4 protein-coding genes and 2 pseudogenes are annotated in these 6,142 nt (G+C 77.6%); 5 read left to right on the forward strand and 1 reads right to left on the reverse strand.

The annotated features are described in order from the left end of the window. The 5 genes and pseudogenes from D450_RS30680 to D450_RS0119880 all read left to right on the forward strand — a co-directional run. A pseudogene (locus D450_RS30680) lies at positions 1 to 440 on the forward strand (AAA family ATPase); the annotation flags it as partial. 107 nt (positions 441 to 547) lie between these two features. Further along, positions 548 to 1,660: a vWA domain-containing protein gene (locus D450_RS0119865; RefSeq protein ID WP_017540408.1), complete on the forward strand. Its 1,113-nt coding sequence runs from the start codon at positions 548 to 550 to the stop codon at positions 1,658 to 1,660. Beyond that, on the forward strand, positions 1,653 to 2,804 hold the full coding sequence (locus tag D450_RS0119870; protein WP_017540409.1) for an XdhC family protein: 1,152 nt from the start codon (positions 1,653 to 1,655) through the stop codon (positions 2,802 to 2,804). Before D450_RS0119865 ends, D450_RS0119870 begins: the two co-directional genes overlap by 8 nt. A gap of 115 nt (positions 2,805 to 2,919) precedes the next feature. Next, positions 2,920 to 3,552, forward strand: a complete 633-nt coding sequence (locus D450_RS0119875; RefSeq protein WP_017540410.1) for a nucleotidyltransferase family protein — start codon at positions 2,920 to 2,922, stop codon at positions 3,550 to 3,552. Positions 3,553 to 3,863: 311 nt separating this feature from the next. Further along, the gene (locus D450_RS0119880) at positions 3,864 to 4,238 is read left to right on the forward strand and encodes a hypothetical protein (protein WP_017540411.1); all 375 of its coding nucleotides are present in this window, start codon (positions 3,864 to 3,866) and stop codon (positions 4,236 to 4,238) included. Positions 4,239 to 4,481: 243 nt separating this feature from the next. Here the strand turns inward: D450_RS0119880 and D450_RS0119885 are convergent. After that, positions 4,482 to 6,142 (reverse strand): annotated as a pseudogene (locus D450_RS0119885) (serine/threonine protein kinase); the annotation flags it as partial.

Below are 6,142 nucleotides of genomic sequence, written 5' to 3' on the forward strand. Positions count from 1 at the left end.
CCGTCCGCGCCGCCGCACCGCCCGCCGTCGTGCTCACGTCCAACCGCACCCGCGAGGTGCACGACGCCCTGAAGCGCCGGTGCCTCTACCACTGGATGCCGCACCCCTCCTTCGAGCGCGAGGCCGCCATCATCACCCGGCGCCGCCCCGAGGCCGCCGACCGCCTGGTGCGCGCGGTGGCCGCGGCCGCCCAGCGCCTGCGCGACCCGGCCTCCTCCGGCATCGACCTGGTCAAACCGCCCGGGGTGGCCGAGACCATCGACTGGACCGCCGCCCTGACCGCGCTGGGCGCCACCGCGCTCGACGCGGACGCCGCCGCACGCACCCTCGGCGCGCTGGTCAAGCACCGCGACGACGTCGAGGCCGTCCGCGAGCGCCTGTCCGCCCTGCTCAACGGCGCCGCAGCGGCCCCGGGCCCCGCGGCGCGGGCGCGGCCGTGACCGGGCAGGCGGGAGCGGCGGCGGACGGCCCGCGCCGCCCGGACGCGCTCCCGGGACCGCCCCCGACCCCGTTCCGGGACCCGCGTCCGGACGCGGTCCCGCACGCTGTGCTCACCCTCGTCCGGGCCCTGCGAGCGGCGGGGGTGCGCGCCGACACCACCCGCGCGCTCGCCTTCACCGACGCCCTCGCCGCGACGGAGGCCCCCGCACGCACCGACCGCCTCTACTGGGCCGGGCGCCTCACCCTCTGCTCGACCCGCACCGAGCTCGACCTCTACGACGCCTGCTTCACCGCCTGCTTCGGCGGACCCCTCCCCGCCCCGCGCCCGCCCCTGCCGCTCCCCGCCCGCCGGCGCCGCGTCGCGCTGCTGACGCCGGAGGGCGGCGGGCCCGGCGGCGACGGCGGGCAGGCGGTGCACCGGCCCGCCGCCGCCAGCGGCGCCGAGGTGCTGCGCACCGCCGACCTCGGGCTGCTGTCGGAGGAGGAGCGCGCCGAAGCGGCCCGCCTGGTGTCGCTGATCGGCACCGAGCGGCCGCGCCGCCCCTCCCGCCGCGCCGCGCCCGCCCGGCGCGGGCGCATCGACCCCCGCCGCACGCTCGCCGCCGCCGCGCGCACCGGCGGCGAACCCCTCCGGCTGTCCTACCGGGCCCGCACCCGGCGCCCCCGCAAGGCGGTGGCGCTGGTCGACGTCAGCGGCTCCATGGCGCCCTACGCCGAGCCGATGCTGCGCTTCGCCCACCTCCTGCTGCGCGGCCACCCCGCATCGACCGAGGTGTTCAGCGTCGGGACCCGGCTGACCCGCCTGACCCGCGAACTGTCCGCCCCCGACCCGGCGCGCGCCCTGCGGGCCGCGGGCGAGGCCGTCCCCGACTGGCAGGGCGGGACCCGCCTGGGCGAGGAGCTCCGCACGTTCCTCGACCTCCACGGCCGCCGGGGCGCGGCCCGCGGCGCCGTCGTGCTCATCGCCTCCGACGGGTGGGAGCGCGGCGACGCCTCCCTGCTGGCGGAGCAGATGTCGCGCCTGGCCCGCCTGGCGCACCGCATCGTGTGGGCCAACCCGCACAAGGCCCAGCAGGGCTACCGCCCGCGGGCCGCCGGGATGGCGGCGGCGCTGCCGCACATCGACGACTTCGTCCCCGGGCACAGCCTGGAGGCGCTGGAACGACTGGCGCGCACCGTGGCACGCGGCCGCGCCGAAGAAGGAGGAGCACGTGCGTGACATCCGCTCGGCCGTCGCGGAGCTGTACTCCGCCGGCGAGACGTTCGCGCTGGCGACCGTGATCGACACCTACCGCAGCTCGCCGCGCGAGGCCGGGGCGGCCATGGCGGTCGGCCCCACCGGGGAGGTGGTCGGCAGCGTCTCCGGCGGGTGCGTGGAGGGCGCCGTCTACGAGCTGGCCCAGCAGGTGATGGCGACCGGCGAGCCGGTGCGCGAGACCTACGGGGTCAGCGACGACGACGCCTTCGCGGTCGGCCTGACCTGCGGAGGGACCCTGCACGTCCTGGTGGAGCCGGTGGACCGGGCCCGCTACCCGCAGCTGCCCGGGGTGGTCGCGGAGGTGGACGCCCACCGGCCGGTCGCGGTGGCCACCGTGGTCGGCGGCCCGGGCCGCCTGGGGGCGCGCAGAGTGGTGCGGCCCGACGGCGCCGAGGGGTCGCTGGGCGGCGCCCGGCTCGACGCGGCGGCCGACGACGACGTGCGCGGGATGCTCGCCCAGGGCAGCACCGGGATGCTCCACTACGGAGCGGACGGCCAGCGGCGCGGCGACGAGCTGGAGGTGTTCGTGCAGAGCTTCGCCCCGGCGCCGCGGATGCTGGTGTTCGGCGCGATCGACTTCGCCGCCGCGGTCGCCGACATCGGCGCCTACCTGGGCTACCGGGTGACGGTGTGCGACGCGCGCCCGGTGTTCGCCACCGCCAAGCGCTTCCCGCGCGCCGACGAGGTGGTGGTGAAGTGGCCGCACGCCTACCTGACCGAGATCGCCGACGAGATCGACGAGCGCACCGCGATCTGCGTGCTCACCCACGACCCCAAGTTCGACGTGCCGGTGCTGGAGGCGGCCCTGGACACGCGGGCGGGCTACATCGGGGCGATGGGCAGCCGCCGCACCCACCAGGACCGGATGGCGCGGCTGCGCGAGGCGGGGGTGCCCGAGGAGCGCCTGGCCCGGCTGCACTCGCCGATCGGCCTGGACCTGGGGGCGCGCACCCCCGAGGAGACGGCGGTCTCGATCGCGGCCGAGCTGATCCAGACCCGGTGGGGCGGCACCGGGCGGCCGCTGAGCTCGACCAGCGGCCGGATCCACACCGAACCGCTGGCCCGGCAGGCCCAGGCGGCCGGTACCGGTCAGGCGGGGGTGTGAACCCCGCCCGCCGAGAGGGGCGAACCCGCCTGGCAAAGGCGGTTTCGGGCGTCCGGTCCGGGCCGGACTCGGCGATCGGGGCACCCTGCGCCGACGGGCATGGCATCATCGCGGCATGACCACACGCGAGCACGGCGCCGTCCGCCTCCCGATCGCCGGCCTGTTGCTGGCCGCGGGGCGCGGCAGCAGGCTCGGGCGCCCCAAGGCCACCGTGGAGGTGGCCGGGGAGCGCTTGGCCGACCGGGGCGTCAGGGTGCTGCGCGAGGGCGGGTGCCTGCCGGTCTATGTGGTCCTGGGTGCGGAGACGATCGTGGTCGAGGGGGCCGCCGAGGTGAACAACCCCCGCTGGGAGAGCGGCATGGGCTCGTCCCTGCGGTCGGGGCTGGAGGCGCTGCCCGACGAGGTGGACGCGGTGGTGATCGCCCTCGCCGACCAGCCGCTGGTGACCTCGGCGGCGGTGGCGCGGCTGACCGCGGCCTACGCCGACGGCGCCCGCGCGGCGGCGGCCACCTACGCCGGCAACCCCCGCAACCCGGTCCTGCTGGGGCGCGAGCACTGGCAGACGGTGCACGCCCTGGCCGAGGGCGACGTGGGCGCGCGGCCCTTCCTGCGTGCCTACTCCCACCTGGTGACCACGGTGGCCTGCGACGACGTCGCGAGCCCCGACGACATCGACACCCCTGAGGACCTGGAGCGCATGCAGTCCCTGCTGACCCTGGGCGGCGACGGCCTGGCCGGAGCCCACTGACTCCGACGGATCGGCGCCCCGAAGAACGGAACCAGCCACCCGATTTCGACCGACCGAAAACCCCGGCGTCGGCCCGCCCCGAGGGCGGGCCGACGCCGTGCTGTGCGGGGGCACGACGGCCCCCTTGAGGCCGGAGCACGTCCGGTGGGCCCGCTCTTCTGCGCAGGCGGACGTGAGCGCGGAGGAGGAACGGCCCACGGCGGCGCGCCGCCGCCCTGCCCCGGACCGGGGCTCGTGAGGACGGGTCCTCTCATCAGCGAGGCGGGGCGAGGGGCCGGCGCCGTTCAGCCGGGGCCGGGGGCACCGTCGCGGTGACCGGGGACGTCGGGCCCCGCCCCCCGTTCCGCCCGGACGCGGTCGTGCGGCTCGGCGGCGGGCGCCCCTGGAGCCTGCCCGTGGACGCGAAGTACAAGGACTACGGGCGCAAGAGCGTGTCATCGCCCGACGTGCACCAGCTGCTGACCTACAGCGCGTCCTATTCGCCGGCGGCGGCACCGCGGTCGGTGGTCGTGTACCCGAGTCCTGCGGGCCCCTTCCGCCGTACCCTCCATGTCGGCGATGGGCGGAGCGGGCCCGGCACGATCACGGTGGTCGGAGCCGATACCGGCGCTGCGCCGTCGGCGGCCGAAGCCCAGGTCGCCTCCGTATTCGCGGACCTCGACCGCGAACTGCGGATGCACACATAGCCGACCGAGACGGCATTCTCCGGCTCAGATGACTCGCGGTCGGCACGGCGGCCCCCGACACGGGGCCGACGACGCTGGGACGGCTTCAAGGGCGGCCGCGGAGATGTACACAGGGGCCGACATCCCGGGCGGAGGGTACTGGAACAACGGCCGGGCCCTGCCCCGGAGGCGCGGTCGGGCGGAGCGCGACCGGACCGTGCTCCCGCGTGGTTCTTCCGCGCTTCGTCCCGGGGACGGGTGGCCTCAGCCGCCCAGGAGGGTGTCCAAGGGGATCAGGATGCCTGCGCCCACGGTCAGGAGGCCTCCGGCGGTGATCAGGACGAGCATGGCCACCGACCCCGCCACCGCCAGGCGGTATGCGGCCAGTTGGGTGCGGGCCCTGCGCTTCTTCGAGGCGGCCGTCCTTCCCAGCACGAGCAGCGCCACCGCCAGCGCCAGGGGCGACCACCACTGCACCGCGGCCCCGCCCGGGACCAGGCCCGCAAGGGAGGACGCCCCGTCGGCGACCGCCGACACCGGCGCGCTGTGCCGGAACCCCAGCAGCCCCTCGTACAGCCCCAGCACCAGGTCGCTGCCGGGGAAGAACCCCTCCGGCGGGAGCACCGCCCGGCCCAGGGCGTCCACCGCCCCCACCAGCGCCGCCGGGTAGGCGAACCGTCGGCACCGGCCCGCCCGCATCGCGCGCTCGATCTGGCGCATGCCCTTGTCCGCCCGGCGCCGGTCCGCGTCGCCCCTGGGGTCCTGCGCCGGCCGGTACCGCGCCAGCGGGTCGGAGGGGGCGTAGGGCTGCGGCCCCCACGCCTGCTCCCGGCCCTGTCCCGCCTGCCCGGCCGGCCCGTTGCGCTGCTGCCGGGACGCCAGGCCCGACAGGCGTCCCCGGGCCGCCGCGACCGCCGCACCGCCCCGGCGGCGGGCGCTCTCCCAGCGCTCCCGGCGGCGCATCCGCCCCTCGGCCTGCTCGCGCCGCCGCGCCTCGGCGCCGACCGCGGTCGCCACCGGCGTCACCAGGTCCAGCGCGACCAGCGCCGCGGTGGTGCCGATGTCCCCGGCCTGCCCGGACAGCGCCGAGCGGCGCAGCCCGGACCACCAGTCGGCGTGCCGCTCCGGGCCCCGCTGCGCCGGGTTCCACGCCTGCGCGCGCAGCCACCGCCGCTCGCGCGCCGCCGCCTCGGGGTCCAGAACCAGCTCGGCGGCGTGCGCCCAGGCGGCGTCCCACCCGTGCCGGTCGACCCCGGAGAAGTCGCCCGCGCCCTGCTCGGACAGGCGCCGCACCGACTCCTGGGCCTGGTGCATCACCCGCGGCACCTCGTGCTGGACCCGCTCCAGCAGGGCGCACCGGTGCGCCCCCTCGTCGCGGCAGCCCGGGTGCGGGCACCAGTGCCGGGCGGCCAGGCCCACCGCGCCGGTCTCCAACGCCTCGCGCAGCACCGCGTTCCGGGCCGGCTCCCCGGTGGCCAGCGCCAGCACCCCGTCGGCGCTGACGTCCAGCCCCCGGTAGCGGGGCGTCATGCCGGGCACGTAGTGCGCGGCCAGGGCGCTGATCGCCAGGTGCGCCAGCTCGGGCCGGTCCTGCAGCACCGTCAGGCGGTCCCGGTCGAAGGTGTAGTCGTTGACCTCCCGGTCCAGCCAGGTGCGCAGCGACGACCAGTGGGTGCGCAGCCACACCGCGCCCTTGTCGGACCGGTCGAGCAGGTCGAAGGCGAGGCTGGGCGGGTCGGCGTGGGAGGTGTCGGCGAACACGATGGGGGCGTTGCGCCGCCCCCGGGCCACCTGCGGCGTCTGCCCGTCCAGCCAGCGCCGCACCTCCTCGGCGCCCCACCGGTCGGCCGGAACCGGCGCCAGCAGGCCGCGCACCAGCAGCCGCCACCGCTCGTCGGCCACCGCCGAGACGTCGATCTCGGCGG

The sequence above is a fragment of the Nocardiopsis halophila DSM 44494 genome, from assembly GCF_000341245.1.
GTDB classification, from domain to species: domain Bacteria; phylum Actinomycetota; class Actinomycetes; order Streptosporangiales; family Streptosporangiaceae; genus Nocardiopsis_A; species Nocardiopsis_A halophila.

Bases quoted from the DNA above. Each gene is read 5' to 3' on its own strand.
- D450_RS0119875 (WP_017540410.1), top strand. From the start codon at position 2,920: ATGACCACACGCGAGCACGGCGCCGTCCGCCTCCCGATCGCCGGCCTG.